Genomic DNA, 14,424 nt, shown 5'->3' with positions numbered 1-14,424 from the left:
GCTGCCACCGAGAGGCGTCTGGATCCCGGCTTTCGACGGGATGACGGCACGGGTAGAGCGCCGGGTCATTTATCGGCAGGCTTGGCGCCCGTGCGGTAGCGATCGAACCAGGCGAGGATCGCCGCCGCCTTCGCGGCGGACTGGCTGGGCCGGGCGGTGAAGCCGCCATGGCTGGCGCCGGGCACCTTCACCAGCGCGGTCGGCACGCCGCGAATCTGGAGGGCCGCATAATATTGCTCCGATTCGCTCACCGGCGTGCGATAGTCCTCGCTGCCCACGACGACGAGCGTCGGCGTCTTGACATTGCCGACCAGGCTCAACGGCGAGCGGCTCCAGTAGCTCATCGGATCTTCCCAGGGCTGCTTGGCGAACCAGTAGCGCGAGGTGAAGCCGGTTGCGTCCATGGTCAGCGCCTCGCTGATCCAGTTGATCACCGGCTTTTGCGTCGCCGCGCCCTTGAAGCGATCATTCTTGCCGACGATCCAGGCGGTGAGCACGCCGCCGCCCGATCCGCCGGTGACGAACAGATTGTCCGGATCGGCAACCCCCGCCGCGATCGCGGCATCCACCGCGGACATCAGGTCCCCGTAATCGTCGCCGGGATATTTCTTGTCGATCAGATCGGCGAATTCCTCGCCATAGGACGTGCTGCCGCGCGGGTTGGCGTAGAGCACCGCATAGCCGTGCGCGGCGTAGAGCTGATAGTCGGTGGAGAAGCTTGGGCCATAGGCGGTGTGCGGGCCGCCATGGATCTCCAGGATCGTCGGTACGCGGGTTCCGGGCTTCACGCCGGGCGGGGTGACCAGCCAGGCGTCGATCTTGCGGCCGTCGGGCGCGGTGACGGCGAGCGGCGTCACCGGCGCCAGTGTCTTCGCCGCCAGCAGATTGTCGTTGAGGCGAGTCAGGCGCTGGCCGTTCACATAGATGTCGGCCGGATGCAGTGCGTCGCCGCCGGTATAGGCGATGGTGCCGCTTGCGGAGACGCTGAAGTCGCCGCCGGTATAGGGCCGGTCGAGCCCGCCGCCGGTAAGGCCGGTAGCCACGGTGCTCACCTTGCCGTCGAGGCCGAGGCGGGCGACCTGCTTGCGGCCGTGATCGTCGTACGAGACGAACAGGCTGCGGCCGTCCTTGGCCCAGACGGCGCTTTCGATGCTCTTGTCCAGCGCGGCGGTGAGCGATCGGCTGCCGGTCCCGTCGCGGTTCATCACATAGAGCTGGGTGTTCTGGAAGCTGCGATGGGTGTCGTCGAAGCCGAGATAGGCGATGCGGGTTCCGTCGGGGGAGAGCACCGGCGCGGCATCGGGGCCGTAGCGCCTGGTCAGCGGGGTGAGCGTGCCGGAGGTGACGTCGACGGCGTAGATCTCGCTATCGTTGGGCTCGCGCTCCCAGTCCTTGCGGCGATTGCTGCCGAAGAAGAGCGTGCGCCCGTCGTTGGACCAGGCGAGCGGGCCGGCATCGTCGAACTTGCCGAAGGTGACCTGGCGCGGCGCGCCGCCGTCTGCGGAGACGATGAAGATATGGTCCGACCCCGGCTTCAGATAGCCGCCGCCATCGGCGCGGTAGGTGACGCGGTCGATCACCTCCAGCGGCTCGGCCCATTTGGCGCCTTCGGGCTTGGGCGGCTGGCTGCCGAGCGACATGCCCTCGCCAGGCACGGTCATCGTATAGGCGATCTGCGTGCCGTCTGGCGACCAGGTGATGCCCTGCGGGCTGTCCGGCAGACCGGTGACGCGCGCGGTGGCGCCGGTGGCGATCCAGCGGACGAACAGTTGCGGCGCGCCGCCCTCACCCGAGGAGACATAGGCAAGGCGGGTGCCGTCGGGCGACCAGCGCGGCTGGCGGTGCGAACCGGTACCGGCGACCAGTGGGGTCTGCTTGCCGGTCTTCACGTCGACCAGCCAGATCGTCGCGCGCCCGCGATCGGTCATGATGTCGGCCGACTGGCGGACATAGGCGACCTTGCTGCCGTCCGGGCTGATCTGCGGATCGCTGGCCTGCTCGAGCGAAAACAGGTCGCTGCCGGTGAACAGGCGGCTGGGCCCGTCCTGCGCAAGCGCGGCCGCGGGGATCGCGGTGCTGAGGAGGAGGGCAAGGGGGACGAGGCGCATGAAGGTCTCCGGCAGGACAGATGCGACATCGTGTTCGGGTGCCACGCGCTTGGCAAGCCGTTCCGCGCGCAATGGACGGCAGTATGATTGCCGCCCTTGGCACCCTGCGCCTAGGTCCGCGTTGGGAAGCGCGAAGGAGACTTGCGGATGTTCGAACTCATCAACCCGGCGACCGGCGAAACCGTGGATCGCATCGCGGAACTCGACGATGCCGGGATCGAGGCGGCGCTGGCGCGCGCGGCGGCCGGGTACAAGGCCTGGCGCGAAACTTCGATCGAGACCCGAACCGCGCTGTTGACCAAGATCGCCGATGCCTGGGAAGCCAACAAGCAGCACCTCGCGGAACGGGCGGTGCGCGAGATGGGCAAGACGATCACGTCGGCGATCGCGGAAGTGGAAAAGTGCATTTCCGGCTTCCGCCATTATGCCGAGCACGGCCCCGCCTATCTGGCGCCGACCATGGTGCAGACCCCGACCGGCCATGCCGTTGCGCGCTGGCTGCCGCTGGGGCCGGTGTTGGCGGTGATGCCGTGGAACTTCCCCTATTGGCAGGCGGTACGCTTCCTCGCGCCGACGATCCTCGCGGGTAATGTCGCGCTGCTCAAACATGCTTCGTCCGTGCAGGGCTGCGCGGCGGCGATGGAGGAGATGGCACGCGCGGCAGGCGCTCCCGAGGGGCTTTTCCAGAACCTCGCGATCAAATCGGACAAGGTCGACGCGATCATTGCCGACAAGCGGGTGGTGGCGGTAACGCTCACCGGCTCCGAGGGGGCGGGGGCGAAGGTCGCCGAGGCTGCCGGCCGGGCGCTGAAGAAAGTGGTGCTGGAACTGGGGGGCTCCGATCCCTTCATCGTCATGCCTTCGGCCGATCTCGACGCGGCGGTGAAGACGGCAGTTACCGCTCGCGTGCAGAATGCCGGGCAGAGCTGCATCTGTTCGAAGCGGATGATCGTCCATGCCGACGTCTACGACGCGTTCCTGGAGAAGTTCGTGGCCGGCATGGAGGCGGTGGCGATCGGCGATCCGATGGAGGAGGCGACCGTGATGGGGCCGCTTTCCAGCATGCAGCAGCGCGATACCGTGCTGGCACAGGTTGCCAAGGCACAGGCGGCGGGGGCGAAGCTGCTGACCGGCGGTACGAAGATCGAGCGAGAGGGCGCCTGGATGACGCCGGGCGTGCTGGCGGACCTCGACCCGGAGAGCGATGTCGCCAAGGAGGAGATATTCGGTCCCGTCGCGGCGGTCTACAAGGTGGCCGATATCGACGCAGCGATCGCGCTGGCCAACGACGTGCCCTACGGCCTCGGCTCGTCGGTGTGGACGCAGGACGAAGCGGAGATCGAGCGCTTCGCCCGCGACATCGAAGCCGGGATGACGGCGGTGAACACGCTGCTCGCCTCGGTACCGGCGGCACCGTTCGGCGGGATCAAGCTTTCCGGCCATGGCCGCGAACTCGGGCCCTGGGGCCTGCACGAGTTCATGAATTTGAAGGCGGTGATGTTCGCGAACTGATCGCTCGGCGAGGTGCGGGGAAGGCGCCCAGGCCTTCCCCGGCCGATCCTCAGCGGCCGCGCGGCGGGCCCTTGCGCATCGGCGGACGGCCGCTGTTGGGGCCGCCCCGCTGGGGCGGACCGCGCCGCGCCGGGCCATCGGCACGGGCCGAAGGCTGCGGCGCGTCGGTGGCGCGCTCGATGCGGATGCCGTCGTCGTCATCGCCCGCCGTGCGCGCGAACTTGTCGACGGCGGCGGCGAACTTGCCCGCCAGCTGGTTCGGAATCTGGAAGTGGGTTTCGTTCGCCGAGATCCGGATCGCACCGACTTCGTTGCGGGTGATGTGCCCGCGGCGGCAGATCAGTGGCAGCAGCCAGCGCGGATCGGCATTCTGGCGCCGGCCGATATCCATGCGGAACCACACCGTTTCGTCGAAACCGGGCCGGTGCCGCTCCTGCTGCGCGGCGCGGCGCGCCTCCGGTGTCGCTTCGATCAGTTCCTCCGGTGCAGGCAGCGCGGCGCGGTGCGCGCGGACCAGCGCGGCGGCGATTTCCGCCGGTGTCTTCACGGCGAGCAGGCGCTCGGCCAGTGCCTGGTCTTCCTCGTCGGTTTCGATCGGCTGCAGCAGCGTTTCGATCAGCCGGGCGCGATCGGCTGCGCGCACGTCGTCGGCAGTCGGGGCCTCGATCCACTCGGCGGGGATGCGCGCGCCGCGCAGCATCTGCTCCACCCGGCGGCGGCGAGGATAGGGAACGATCAGCACGGCCGTGCCCTTCTTGCCGGCGCGGCCGGTGCGGCCGGAACGGTGCTGGAGCGTTTCGGCATCGCGGGGCAGTTCGACATGGACGACGAGCGTGAGCGTCGGCAGATCGATACCGCGCGCCGCCACGTCGGTCGCCACGCACACCCGCGCGCGCTGATCGCGCAGCGCCTGGAGGGCATGGTTGCGTTCCGACTGCGAATGTTCGCCAGAGAGGGCCACGGCCGCGAAACCGCGTTCGATCAGGCTGGCGTGGAGATGGCGGACATTGTCCCGCGTCGCGCAGAACAGGATCGCGGTTTCGGCATCATGCAGGCGCAGCAGGTTGATGACGACGTGCTCGATATCGGCGGGCGCGACGGTGACGGCCTGATAGGTGATGTCGCCATGGCCGCGATCGTCGCTCTTGGTCGTGATCTGGAATGCATCGCGCTGGTAACGCTTGGCCAGCGCTACGATCGGGCGGGGCATGGTTGCCGAGAAGAGGAGGGTGCGGCGGCCTTCCGGCGTCGCATCGAGAATCGCTTCCAGTTCCTCGCGGAAGCCCATGTCCAGCATCTCGTCGGCTTCGTCGAGCACTGCGACGCGCAGCGCGGACAGGTCCAGCGCGCCGCGTTCGAGGTGATCGCGCAGGCGCCCGGGCGTGCCGACGACGATATGCGCGCCGTGATTGAGCGTGCGGCGTTCCTTCGATGCATCCATGCCGCCGACGCAGGTCGCGATGCGGGCGCCGGCGGGGGAATAGAGCCAGATCAACTCGCGGCTCACCTGCAGTGCCAGTTCCCGCGTCGGCGCGATGATCAGTGCCAGCGGGGTTGCCGGCGGCGGCAACATGTCTTCGCCGGCAAGCAGTTCCGGTGCCATGGCAAGGCCGAAGGCCACCGTCTTGCCGGAGCCCGTCTGCGCAGAGACGATCAGGTCACGACCAGCCGCCTCGTCTTCGAGGACGGCGGACTGAACGGGAGTCAGCGCGGAATAGCCACGCTGTTCGAGCGCCTCGGCAAGGCGCTGCGGAATATTGGAAATCGACATGAAAACCCTAAAAATGGGGCTGCGCGCGGCGTACCGCTAGCCCGAACAACAAGCAGGCGCGCCCCTCTATCCTCGCGCGCGATCGATCAGCCAGATGGCAATCGCGAGCGTGAGCCCGACCGCCAAACCGACCAGCAATCCCGCCGTCGCCTGACCCCGCACCGCGCCGGCGACCGCGCCGACGAGAATGCTCGTCGTCAGCAGGAAGCCGCCGGCTACCGGCGAACGCGATGGCGTTGATTGCATAGCCCCCTTTGCCACGCATTGCGCCGCGACGCCAGCCCGACGCATGGTTTCGCACGCGTTCACCAGCATCGTCCACCGAAGCGGAGGAAAATCGGCGTAGGGAACGCCAAGAGCGGGCCCGGCGGTCGTCGTGTACGGAGTTGGAATGGACGTCTATCCTTATCTCGTTCACCGCGACGAAGTGACGGATGCGGCAGACCTGATGCGGCGGTTCGGCGAAGCCGCCGGTTGCGAGGCCGCAGCCCGCGCCGAGGCGAGTCGCGACCTTGGCAATTACGTCCATTTCTGCCGCTGGCGCCAGATCGAGCGGCTGGTGATGCTGCTTTCCGTTCCCCGCGCGCTCGGCACGATTCACTGACAGGCCCAAGGCGCGCTTCTGCTGCGCTGCGTCGCGTTTCGTGCTATACGCGACCAACCGTGCTTTCGGTTGCAGGAGGGCGTGAGCTTGTTCCGTGCGCTTATGATGATCGCCGTGCTGGCCGCCTGCGGTATCGAAACAGCCCGCGCGCAGACGGTGCGGACCATTCCTTTGACCGCGTTTGTCGATTCGCTGGGGATCAACGTCCATATCAACTACAAGGACGGCGCCTATGCCGATGCCGCGCAGGTCGCCGCCGACTTGCGCTATCTGGGGCTCGTTCAGGTGCGCCAGGGGATGCCTGTAAGCTGGGGCACGGTGCGGCTAGACGATTTCGCGGTGCTGGCGCGACAGGGCACTCGCTTTGATATGATCCTGCGCTGGCAGGACATAGAAAACGGCTTCTATCGGACGTTTCTGCATGATCTGGTCAGGACCAGTCCGGGATCGCTGGAAGCAGTCGAAGGATTCAACGAGATCCAGAACTGGCCGGTTACCTATGGTGGCCAGACAGGCCCGGCGGCCGCGCACACGGCGATGCAGGCGGTCTATGCCGCGCTGCGCGCCGATCCTGTGCTGAAGAGCATTCCCGTTTACGACATGACCGGTGCACCACCCGTCGCCAGAATCGCCAGGCGTGCGGATTTCGCCAATGCGCATCCCTATCCGCATAATGGCCGCCAGCCGTGCGGCGCCATCGATCATGGATTCGAAGAGAACTATGTGCAGCCTGCGCCGGTGCCGCGCGTGATTACCGAGATCGGCAATTTCACGCTGCCGGCGGGCTGGCCCTCGAACAAGTCCTGGTGGCACGGCTACACCATGCTCGGTATCGACGAGGCGACGCAGGCAAAGAGCGTGATCGCCGCCTATTTCTGCGGCGCACGGGCCGGCGTCGCACGCACCTATGTGTATGAACTGCTCGACGAGAAGCCGGACCCCAACAATAGCAAGCCGGAGATGCGCTTCGGCGTGTTCCGCTTCGACCACAGCCCCAAACCCGCCGCCACCGCGATCCGGAACCTCGTCTTCCTCCTGAACCAGGCTAGGAACCGGGCGGGATCCGCCGCGATCTCCCGCGACCTGATCAGCGGGGCGCCAACGGTGCGCAGCCTGTTGTTGCGCAAGGCAAGCGGTGGTCTGATCCTCGCCCTTTGGAACGACGTCGATTTCTGGTCCTATGGCGGGGCGCTGAACGCAGCGCCGGTTTCGGTCACGGTGCGCTTCTCGCGGCCGCTTGCCGTCGACATTTTCGATCCGCTGGCCGGGACGGCCGCGATCGGGCACCGCAATGCTGCGCTGGCGGTGGATGTTCCGGTGCCCGATCACCCGATATTGATCGAACTCCTGCCCTGATCGGGCCCGATCGCGGGTCTGTCGATCAGTCGTCGCACCCTGATCCGAGATGCGCTTGACCAGTCGCTGCCGGTGCTGCTGGAGGGATGCGCTGATCCTGACCATTGGGCTGGTGCATTGAAGGATTCGAAAATGGCGATGGAACGGATGACCCGGTTCGAGCAGATCGGCGGACCGGAAGTGCTGCAATGGGTCGAGGTCGATCTGCCTGCGCCCGGCCCTGGCGAGGTCCGACTACGGACCGAGGCGGTGGGGCTCAACTTCATCGACGTATATCACCGCACCGGCGTCTATCCCGTGCCGTTGCCTTCGGGCATCGGCGGCGAGAGCGCCGGGTTGATCGAGGCGGTGGGCGAGGGCGTAGTCGGCTTTTCGGTCGGGGACCGAGTCGCAACCTTTGGCCCGGCGCTTGGAGCCTATGCCACCGCGCGCAACCTGAAGGCGGAGAGTCTGTTCAAACTGCCCGACGAGATCAGCAGCGAGACCGCGGCGGCGGTGCTGCTCAAGGGCTGAACGGTCGAGTTCATGGTCGAGCGCGCGGCCAAGGTGCAACCGGGGATGACCGTGCTGGTCCACAGCGCCGCCGGCGGCGTCGGGCAGATCGCGGTGGCGTGGCTCAAGGCGATCGGCGCGACGGTGATCGGTACGGTCGGCCACGCGGACAAGGTGGAGAAGGCGCGCGCGGTCGGCTGCGACCATGTGCTGCGCTCGCGCGAGGAGGATGTCGCGGCGCGGGTGAAGGAGATCACCGGCGGCGCGGGCGTGCCGGTGGTGCTCGACGGGATCGGCAGGGCGACCTGGGAGGCATCGCTGGGCGCGGCGGCGCGGCGCGGGCTGATCGTCAGCTATGGCAATGCCAGCGGATCGGTGGAGGGGGTGAAGCTCGCCGCGCTCAACCAGCATGGCTCGCTGTTCGTCACCCGGCCGAAGCTGTTCGATTATTATGCGACACCCGAGGAACGCGCGGCGGGCGCCGCGCGGCTGTTCGCGATGCTGGAAAGCGGTGCGATCCAGCCGGAGATCGGCCAGCGGTTTGCGCTGCAGGACGCGGCCGAGGCGCACCGTGCGATCGAAGGCGGGCAGACGACCGGGTCGACGATTCTGCTGCCGTAAAGAAACCGAGCCGCCGCAGCGTGCGCTCCCCTTCCGCTTGCGGGAGGGGCGTTATTTCCGCTTCCCCAGCGCCGCGACGCAGCTCGCCTGATCGAGCGGGCTGCCGTCGCGCTGCCGTGCGTCTACCCAGGTCACCGTCGCCGCACCGCTGCCGCGCTCGGGCGGATAGAGATAGGCGTCGAGCACGCAGATCGGTCCTACGAACTGCAGCTTGCGGCCCTTGCCTTCGGTCACGTCCAGCCGGGGCTGGCCGAAGCGGGCGAGCAGCTGGGTCGCGTTCAACCCGCGGATCGGCGCGAGGTTTGCCGGCTGTTCCGGCACCGGCACGCGGCCCGGCGCTGGCAGCGGAGCGGCCGGCCGCGCTGTCGGCACCGTGCCCGAGCAGGCGGCGAGCAGCAGGGCCACGAGCGGTGCGGACGGCTTGGCGATGCGCATGGCGTTCAAACGGATTTCCCTTGGTTGCACTTGTATCTGCCTCTCTCTACGGCGGCGCGCAGTATCATTGGAGCCCTGAACCTTGACCAACCCCAGCTTTGACGTGGTCGCGATCGGCAATGCCATCGTCGACATCCTCGCCCAGGCCGACGACGCCTTCATCGAATCGATCGGTGTGCCCAAGGGTTCGATGCAGCTGATGTTCTCGCCCGAAGAGGCCGATGCGCTCTACGCCAAGATGGGCCCGGGTCGCGAGATTTCGGGCGGCTCGGCGGCGAACACCGTGGCGGGCATCGCCGCACTCGGCGGCAAGGCGGCGTTCATCGGCCAGGTGGCGGACGACCAGCTCGGCACCGTGTTCGCGCACGACATCCGCGCAGCGGGCGTGCATTTCGACACCGCCGTGCGCCCCGGCCAGCCGACCACCGCGCGCTGCCTGATCTTCGTGACGCCGGACGGCCAGCGGACGATGAACACTTTCCTCGGCGCCTCGCAGTTCCTGCCGGCCGCCGCGCTCGACGAGGCGATGATCGCCAACGGCGCGATCCTCTATCTCGAGGGCTATCTGTGGGATCCGGAAGAGCCGCGCGCGGCGATGCGCAAGGCGATCGACATCGCCCGTGCCGCCGGCCGCAAGGTCGCTTTCACTTTGTCCGACGTGTTCTGCATCTCGCGCCACGGCGACGATTTCCGCAAGCTGATCGAGGACGGGCTGATCGACATCCTGTTCGCCAACGAGGCCGAGCTGCTCGCCTTGTGCGCGCATGAGGATTTCGAAGCGGCGGTGCAGCACATCCATGGCAAGGTGCCGCTACTCGTCGTCACCCGCAGCGAGAAGGGGGCGATGGCGCTCCAGGGCGACGAGCGGATCGAAGTTCCCGCCGAACCGATCAGCGCGCTGGTCGACACCACCGGCGCGGGCGACATGTTCGCCGCCGGCTTCCTGCACGGCCAGGCGCAGGGCAAGGGGCTGAAGGAATCGCTCCAGCTCGGCGCGATCTGCGCGGCGGAGATCATCCAGCATTACGGCGCGCGCGCCGAGAAGGACCTGAAGGCGCTCGCTGCCGCCAAGATCGGCTGATCAGCCAAAGCGACCCAAAGAAGAAGGGCCGGAGGATCGCTCCTCCGGCCCTTTCTTTTTGTGGACTGCGATCCGCGGATCAGGCGTCCTTGTAGCCCGGCGTATGCGCGCTGCCGATCGGCGGCACCGGCTGGGGCGGGGCGTCCGGGTCGGCTTCCGAGACATCGATGATGCCGCGGCCGACATGGCTGCGCGAGCGGCTGTAGCCGAAATAGACCAGCAGGCCGATCGCGGCCCAGATCAGAAAGAGGATGATGCTCTTATGGTCGAGGCTGATGAACAGGTAGAGGCAGCCCAGGATCGACAGCGGCGCCATCACCCACACCGCGGGGGTGCGGAAGGGCCGGTGGCGGCCCGGATCGGTGCGGCGGATCACCAGCACCGCGATCGATACCGCGGCGAAGGCGAACAGCGTGCCCGAGTTGGAGATGTTGGCCAGCTGCCCCACCGGGAAGAATGCCGCGAACAGCGCCACCGCGATGCCCGTCAGGATGGTGATGACGTGCGGCGTGTTGAACTTGGGATGGATCTTCGAGAAGGCGGCGGGGAGCAGGCCGTCGCGGCTCATCACGAAGAAGATGCGGGTCTGACCGAACATCATCATCAGGATGACCGAGGGCAATGCGAGGCCGGCGGCGAGGCCGATCAGGTTGCCGATCTGCGGCCAGCCGATTTCGCGCAGCGTGAAGGCCAGCGCTTCCTTCGAGCAGACCACGTCCTTGAAGCCCTGCGCGGCGCGCGCGGCGCATTGCGCGGTCAGCTCGGCGCTGCCCGGGTCGAGCGTCGCGCCGGTCGGGCCGACGACCGGCTGGGTGCTGAGGCCCGGCGCGCCGATCACGCCCGCAGCGACGAGGATATAGAAGATGGTGCACAGGCCGAGCGAGCCGATCAGGCCGATCGGCATGTTGCGCTGCGGGTTCTTGGTTTCCTCGGCAGCAGTCGAGACCGCGTCGAAGCCGACATAGGCGAAGAAGATCGACGCCGCCGCCATCGAGATGCCGACGAAGCCGGTGGGCGCAAAGGGCGAGAATTGCTCGCTGTTCATCACCGGGATCGCCAGGACGATGAACAGGGTGAGTGCCGCGACTTTGATCGTCACCAGGATCGCGTTGATCGTGGCGCTTTCCTTGGTGCCGATCACCAGCAGCCAGGTCACCAGGCCGGCGATCGCCATCGCCGGCAGGTTGATCAGGCCGCCGTCGAACGGCCCGAGCACCAGGCTGTTCGGTATGTCGATATGGAAGGTGTGCTCGATCAGGCCGATCACATAGCCGGACCAGCCGACGGAGACGGCCCCTGCCGCCACGGCATATTCGAGGATCAGCGCCCAGCCGACCATCCAGGCGACCAGCTCGCCCATCACGGCGTAGCTATAGGTGTACGCCGAACCCGAGACCGGCACCATCGCCGCCATCTCGGCATAGCAGAGCGCCGCGAAGGCGCAGACCAGACCGGCGATGACGAACGAGATCATCATGCCCGGCCCGGCCTTCTGCGCGGCTTCGGCGGTGAGCACGAAGATGCCGGTGCCGATCACGGCGCCGACGCCGAGCATGGTCAGCTGGAAGGCGCCCAGCGAGCGGTGGAGCGATTTCTTTTCGGCTGTGGCTAGAATGGCATCGAGAGGCTTTACGCGCCCGAATATCATTGGTTGATCCCCATATGCGGCGAGCGTAGCGCCGCCCCCAATTGGTAAAGGCGCGAGCCTAGCCCCAAACGCGGCTCGCGCAATCCCTTACCGCGTACGGATGTGAAACAATGTTGCGTGCGCACGCAATTACCGCGCGAGCATCGGCCCGAGCGGCTGCCCTGCGAAGATATGGACGTGCAGGTGCGGCACTTCCTGGCCGGCATGGACGCCGGTGTTGGCGAGCAGGCGGTAGCCGGGCTCGACGAATCTCGCCTCGCGCGCGACCTTGCCCACGGCGCGGATGAACCCGGCGATCTCGGCGTCGGACGCGCGGGCCGAGAAATCGTCCCAGCTGACATAGGCGCCCTTGGGGATCACCAGGATATGGTGCGGCGCTTGCGGCGCGATATCGTGGAAGGCGAGGGCGTGGTCGTCCTCATAGACCGTCTTCGCCGGGATCTCGCCGCGCAGGATCTTCGCGAAGATGTTCTGGTCGTCATAGGGCTTGGTCGGGTCGATCGGCATTGGTGGCTCCTTCAGCACCATCCCTTATCGCAGGGTTAGGCAGCCACCAATCCTCCCCCGTCAGGGGGAGGTGGCGCGCGACGCGCGACGGAGGGGGAGGGCAGCGATCAACTGGCGGCAGGGCGTCCTCCCCCTTCGTCAGGCTGCGCCTGCCACCTCCCCCTGACGGGGGAGGATTACGATTTCACGCCCCGCGCGCCGCTTTTTCGGCGATCCCGGACACGCCCTCGCGGCGCGCCAGCTCGGCGCGGACGTCGTCGAGGCCGAGCCCCATATCGGCGAGCAGCACGAGCAGGTGGAACAGCAGGTCCGCCGATTCCTTCACCAGCTCGTCGCGATCGTCCTGGATCGCGGCGATCACCGCTTCGGTGGCTTCCTCGCCCAGCTTCTGCGCGATCTTGGCGCGGCCGCGGGCGGTGAGCTTGGCGACATAGCTGGCGGCGGGATCGCCCGAGCGGCGGTCGCGGATCGTCTGTTCGAGCGTGTCGAGAAGGTCGGCCATGGTCTCCGGCTGCGGGAGGCGTGCGGCGCTGTCAATCCTGGGGCGCGGGATTGCGGGGCTTCCCCTATGGTGATTGCGAGCGATTCGCGGCAGCAGGGCAGGATGATGATGGTGCAGGAACGCGAATCGGGGGCAGGGCAGGGGCGGCTGTCGCGACCCTTGTGGCTGGCGCTGGGCTTCGTGTTCGTCGGCCTCGGCTTCATCGGCGCGCTGCTGCCGCTGATGCCGACGACGATCTTCCTGATCCTCGCCGCCGGCTGCTTCGCCCGCTCCTCGCCGCGGCTGGAGGCATGGCTGCTCGACCATCCGCGATTCGGGCCGACGCTGGTCGCCTGGCGCGAACAGGGCGCGATCCCGCGCAAGGGCAAGGCGATGGCCTGTGCGGGCATGGCGCTCGGCTACGGCCTTTTCGCCTGGGGCGCGCGGCCGGGGCCCTGGCTGGCGGTCGGGGTGGCGGCGGCGATGCTGGGGTGCGCGTGGTATGTGCTGAGCCGGCCGACGGCGGTGTAGAAGGAAGCATCTGTCGGCCAGACAAACGCATCCATTTCCGCACTCTCAATCTGAGGTACGATCTCGTATTCTGCTACCGGCCATGAGTGCGACACCTGAAGCACCGGTCGAGAGAAGGATGGGAATTCCGAGCATTACCAGCCCAGCAAGCCACCACTCCCAGAAACCTGGAATCGATGGCGGGTAGCTGGCGAGTTCAGCGGTGTAGATTGTTAGCGGCGCTGCGATGGCTAAGGGCCAGATTATCCACCTCAAAGGTCTGCGGCATAGCATTCCTGCCCAGAACGCTAGTACCGGCAGTAGCACGAGGCTCACTAACGTAATCATTGCCTTAGCCTAGATCTCCTGCAGCCATAGGCAATTGCCTGTCGCCCAAAACTCTAAGCGGCATAGCGGCGACTGCCTACCCCCGAACCGGTATCCCCGCCGCTGCCAGCGCGGCATGCGCCTCGGCGATGGTCGCGTGGCCGAAGTGGAAGATCGACGCCGCCAGCACCGCCGAGGCATGGCCGTCGCGGATCCCCGCCACCAGATCGTCCAGCCCGCCGACGCCGCCCGAGGCGACCACCGGCACCGTCACCTGATCGGCGATCGTGCGGATCAGGTCGAGGTCATAGCCGTCGCGGGTGCCGTCGCGGTCCATCGAGGTGACGAGCAGCTCGCCCGCGCCCAGTTCGGCGAGGCGCAGCGCGTGTTCGACCGCGTCGATGCCGGTTTCGCGGCGCCCGCCATGGGTGAACACCTCCCAGCGCCCGTCGCCGGTTCGCCGCGCGTCGACCGAGGCAACGACGCACTGGCTGCCCATGCGGTCGGCGATCTCGGCGACCACTTCCGGCCGCGACACCGCCGCGCTGTTGACCGCGACCTTGTCCGCGCCCGCCAGCAGCAGCGCGCGGGCATCCTCGACGCTGCGCACCCCGCCGCCGACGGTGAGCGGCATGAAGCACACCTCGGCGGTGCGGCGCACCACGTCGAGGATCGTGCCGCGCGCCTCGTGGCTGGCGGTGATGTCGAGGAAGCAGAGCTCGTCGGCGCCCGCCGCGTCATAGGCGCGGGCCTGTTCGACCGGATCGCCGGCGTCGCGCAGCTCGACGAAGTTGACGCCCTTGACCACGCGGCCGTTCGCCACGTCGAGGCAGGGGATGACGCGGGCGCGGACGGTCATGCGCGGGTCTCCGGGACGGGGGTCTTTTGGGTGTCACGCGAAGGCGCGAAGGCACGAAGAAGATTTGGTTCACGCGGAGGCGCGGAGACGCGGAGAGAGAAATTTGCCGCGG

General features: G+C 67.5%; 13 protein-coding genes and 1 pseudogene. 6 read left to right on the top strand and 8 right to left on the bottom strand.

The window, feature by feature from the left end; translation table 11 throughout:
* Positions 1–65: 65 nt before the first annotated feature.
* Positions 66–2,108 (bottom strand): S9 family peptidase, encoded by a 2,043-nt coding sequence (locus DD559_RS11120; RefSeq protein ID WP_116470862.1) that lies wholly within the window; start codon positions 2,106–2,108, stop codon positions 66–68.
* A 147-nt stretch (positions 2,109–2,255) separates the two neighbouring features.
* On the opposite strand from DD559_RS11120, the gene DD559_RS11115 reads away from it, so the two are divergent.
* Positions 2,256–3,620 (top strand): NAD-dependent succinate-semialdehyde dehydrogenase, encoded by a 1,365-nt coding sequence (locus DD559_RS11115; protein ID WP_116469227.1) that lies wholly within the window; start codon positions 2,256–2,258, stop codon positions 3,618–3,620.
* Positions 3,621–3,669: 49 nt separating this feature from the next.
* Here DD559_RS11115 and DD559_RS11110 read toward each other — a convergent pair whose 3' ends face one another.
* Both DD559_RS11110 and DD559_RS11105 read right to left on the bottom strand, forming a co-directional pair.
* Entirely contained in the window at positions 3,670–5,391 is a 1,722-nt protein-coding gene (locus DD559_RS11110; protein WP_116469226.1) for a DEAD/DEAH box helicase, read from the bottom strand.
* 66 nt (positions 5,392–5,457) lie between these two features.
* Positions 5,458–5,706 carry a hypothetical protein gene (locus DD559_RS11105; protein WP_116469225.1) on the bottom strand — a complete coding sequence of 83 codons (249 nt, stop codon included), beginning with the start codon at positions 5,704–5,706 and terminating at the stop codon, positions 5,458–5,460.
* A 76-nt stretch (positions 5,707–5,782) separates the two neighbouring features.
* Between DD559_RS11105 and DD559_RS11100 the strand changes: the two genes are divergently transcribed.
* The 3 genes and pseudogenes from DD559_RS11100 to DD559_RS11090 all read left to right on the top strand — a co-directional run bounded on the left by DD559_RS11100 (position 5,783) and on the right by DD559_RS11090 (position 8,464).
* A complete protein-coding gene (locus tag DD559_RS11100; protein WP_116469224.1) occupies positions 5,783–5,995 on the top strand; it encodes a hypothetical protein in 213 nt (70 codons plus the stop codon).
* A gap of 87 nt (positions 5,996–6,082) precedes the next feature.
* A complete protein-coding gene (locus DD559_RS11095; RefSeq protein WP_133243814.1) occupies positions 6,083–7,351 on the top strand; it encodes a calcium-binding protein in 1,269 nt (422 codons plus the stop codon).
* Positions 7,352–7,489: 138 nt separating this feature from the next.
* Positions 7,490–8,464, top strand: a pseudogene (locus tag DD559_RS11090) (quinone oxidoreductase family protein).
* Between the two features lie 51 nt (positions 8,465–8,515).
* Here DD559_RS11090 and DD559_RS11085 read toward each other — a convergent pair.
* The gene (locus DD559_RS11085; RefSeq protein ID WP_240610389.1) at positions 8,516–8,899 is read right to left on the bottom strand and encodes a hypothetical protein; all 384 of its coding nucleotides are present in this window, start codon (positions 8,897–8,899) and stop codon (positions 8,516–8,518) included.
* Between the two features lie 82 nt (positions 8,900–8,981).
* Between DD559_RS11085 and DD559_RS11080 the strand changes: the two genes are divergently transcribed.
* The gene (locus tag DD559_RS11080) at positions 8,982–9,980 is read left to right on the top strand and encodes an adenosine kinase (protein WP_116469221.1); all 999 of its coding nucleotides are present in this window, start codon (positions 8,982–8,984) and stop codon (positions 9,978–9,980) included.
* A gap of 79 nt (positions 9,981–10,059) precedes the next feature.
* On the opposite strand, the gene DD559_RS11075 is transcribed toward DD559_RS11080, so the two are convergent.
* The 3 genes from DD559_RS11075 to DD559_RS11065 all read right to left on the bottom strand — a co-directional run bounded on the left by DD559_RS11075 (position 10,060) and on the right by DD559_RS11065 (position 12,637).
* Positions 10,060–11,628 carry an amino acid permease gene (locus tag DD559_RS11075; RefSeq protein ID WP_116469220.1) on the bottom strand — a complete coding sequence of 523 codons (1,569 nt, stop codon included), beginning with the start codon at positions 11,626–11,628 and terminating at the stop codon, positions 10,060–10,062.
* 129 nt (positions 11,629–11,757) lie between these two features.
* Entirely contained in the window at positions 11,758–12,135 is a 378-nt protein-coding gene (locus DD559_RS11070) for a histidine triad nucleotide-binding protein (RefSeq protein WP_116470861.1), read from the bottom strand.
* Between the two features lie 184 nt (positions 12,136–12,319).
* Positions 12,320–12,637: a phosphoribosyl-ATP diphosphatase gene (locus DD559_RS11065; protein WP_116469219.1), complete on the bottom strand. Its 318-nt coding sequence runs from the start codon at positions 12,635–12,637 to the stop codon at positions 12,320–12,322.
* Between the two features lie 108 nt (positions 12,638–12,745).
* On the opposite strand from DD559_RS11065, the gene DD559_RS11060 reads away from it, so the two are divergent.
* Entirely contained in the window at positions 12,746–13,147 is a 402-nt protein-coding gene (locus tag DD559_RS11060) for a YbaN family protein (RefSeq protein ID WP_116470860.1), read from the top strand.
* A gap of 403 nt (positions 13,148–13,550) precedes the next feature.
* Here the strand turns inward: DD559_RS11060 and hisF are convergent, their stop codons facing one another.
* Positions 13,551–14,312: an imidazole glycerol phosphate synthase subunit HisF gene (hisF, locus tag DD559_RS11055; RefSeq protein WP_116469218.1), complete on the bottom strand. Its 762-nt coding sequence runs from the start codon at positions 14,310–14,312 to the stop codon at positions 13,551–13,553.
* Between the last annotated feature and the right edge of the window lie 112 nt (positions 14,313–14,424).

The sequence above is a fragment of the Sphingomonas pokkalii genome (assembly GCF_003096275.1).
Classification (GTDB): domain Bacteria; phylum Pseudomonadota; class Alphaproteobacteria; order Sphingomonadales; family Sphingomonadaceae; genus Sphingomonas; species Sphingomonas pokkalii.
Note: the sequence above shows the minus strand (reverse complement) of the source record. Positions and strands in the feature narration are given on the sequence as shown.

Bases quoted from the DNA above. Each gene is read 5' to 3' on its own strand.
- DD559_RS11105 (WP_116469225.1), bottom strand. From the start codon at position 5,706: ATGCTGGTGAACGCGTGCGAAACCATGCGTCGGGCTGGCGTCGCGGCG.
- DD559_RS11085 (WP_240610389.1), bottom strand. From the start codon at position 8,899: ATGCGCATCGCCAAGCCGTCCGCACCGCTCGTGGCCCTGCTGCTCGCC.
- hisF (WP_116469218.1), bottom strand. From the start codon at position 14,312: ATGACCGTCCGCGCCCGCGTCATCCCCTGCCTCGACGTGGCGAACGGC.
- DD559_RS11120 (WP_116470862.1), bottom strand. From the start codon at position 2,108: ATGCGCCTCGTCCCCCTTGCCCTCCTCCTCAGCACCGCGATCCCCGCG.
- DD559_RS11100 (WP_116469224.1), top strand. From the start codon at position 5,783: ATGGACGTCTATCCTTATCTCGTTCACCGCGACGAAGTGACGGATGCG.
- DD559_RS11075 (WP_116469220.1), bottom strand. From the start codon at position 11,628: ATGATATTCGGGCGCGTAAAGCCTCTCGATGCCATTCTAGCCACAGCC.
- DD559_RS11110 (WP_116469226.1), bottom strand. From the start codon at position 5,391: ATGTCGATTTCCAATATTCCGCAGCGCCTTGCCGAGGCGCTCGAACAG.
- DD559_RS11065 (WP_116469219.1), bottom strand. From the start codon at position 12,637: ATGGCCGACCTTCTCGACACGCTCGAACAGACGATCCGCGACCGCCGC.
- DD559_RS11070 (WP_116470861.1), bottom strand. From the start codon at position 12,135: ATGCCGATCGACCCGACCAAGCCCTATGACGACCAGAACATCTTCGCG.
- DD559_RS11115 (WP_116469227.1), top strand. From the start codon at position 2,256: ATGTTCGAACTCATCAACCCGGCGACCGGCGAAACCGTGGATCGCATC.
- DD559_RS11060 (WP_116470860.1), top strand. From the start codon at position 12,746: ATGGTGCAGGAACGCGAATCGGGGGCAGGGCAGGGGCGGCTGTCGCGA.